Source organism: Paenibacillus sp. EB106-04-04-XG159 (assembly GCF_058791835.1).
Map to the genome: position 1 here is coordinate 1 of NZ_JBYTDY010000047.1, position 1,070 is coordinate 1,070.

General features: G+C 51.2%; 1 protein-coding gene. It reads right to left on the minus strand.

Features of this window, described 5'->3' with window-relative positions; genetic code table 11:
* Positions 1 to 10 precede the first annotated feature (10 nt).
* The gene (locus AC3WTP_RS23290) at positions 11 to 967 is read right to left on the minus strand and encodes an IS30 family transposase (protein WP_492397007.1); all 957 of its coding nucleotides are present in this window, start codon (positions 965 to 967) and stop codon (positions 11 to 13) included.
* Positions 968 to 1,070: the final 103 nt, after the last annotated feature.

Consider the following 1,070-nt stretch of genomic DNA (forward strand, 5'->3'; position numbering starts at 1 on the left):
TGACGGATTGTCAAGCTAAGCGCGACAGTTCGTCCATGAATGCTTCGTGAGCAGATTTCCAGCCAAGACATTTACGAGGCCGGTGGTTAATAAGGCGTACAGCATCTGCTAGATCCACATCGGATACCTTAGCAAAATCGTGTCCCTTAGGGAAGAATTCTCGTAACAGACCGTTGGCATTTTCATTGGAACCACGCTGCCAAGATGAATAGGGATCGGCGAAATAGACCTGAATACAATAGGTATGCTCCAATGCTGAATAGCAGGCAAATTCCTTGCCCCGATCCGTTGTTGCGGTCTGAAAGCTCCCTTGCGGGTACTGGCTAGCCGCTACACCAAAGGCGATCTCCATGGAGTGGGCGGTGCGGTCAGGCATTTTTACAGCGAAGTAGAGTCGTGTTTTACGCTCAATGAAGGTGGCTACGCAAGCCTTGCTCTTCCCTCGACTGGACACGACCGTATCGAGCTCCCAGTGACCAAACGTCGTGCGTTTGCGGATTTCCTTTGGGCGTTGACAGATCGGCGTTCCGACAAGGAAGCGTCCTCGTGTTTCCATTGGTTTGCGCCGTTTTCCTTTCTGGCGCAGCACCTGCATCTCGGTAATCACCAGCTTACGATTATAGAGCCAGCGGTAGATCGTCTTGAAGCAGACAAAAGGTTGTCCTTCCTTACGCCGCTTCTCTGCGATCTGCTCGGGAGACCAGGTCAGTTTCAGCTTCTCTCGCAGTTCTGAAGCGAGCTCAGGTGTAAACTTGCCGACAGGCATACTCCAAGTTCTTCGTTCCTGGTAAGCTTCCTGAGCGGACGCAGCGTCGTATTGCTGATTGATCTGCCCGCGCGCGATTTCTCGGGCAATCGTAGCGTGGTGACGACCGAGTTGTTTCGCGATGGCTCTTGTCGACCAGCCCAGTCGGTGTAAGGTCTCTAGTTGTCCTCGTTCAATTATGCTAAGATGGGAGTAGCTCATGATGGGTTCTCCTGTAATGATGGTGGTGTGGTAACTTCCATTTTACACGAATCCATTCATGGGCTTATTTTTTTAGCTGTCGCACTTCATATTACAATCCGTC

What these genes read in the sequence shown, in the direction of transcription:
- AC3WTP_RS23290 (WP_492397007.1), bottom strand. Translation starts at nt 967, where the DNA reads ATGAGCTACTCCCATCTTAGCATAATTGAACGAGGACAACTAGAGACC.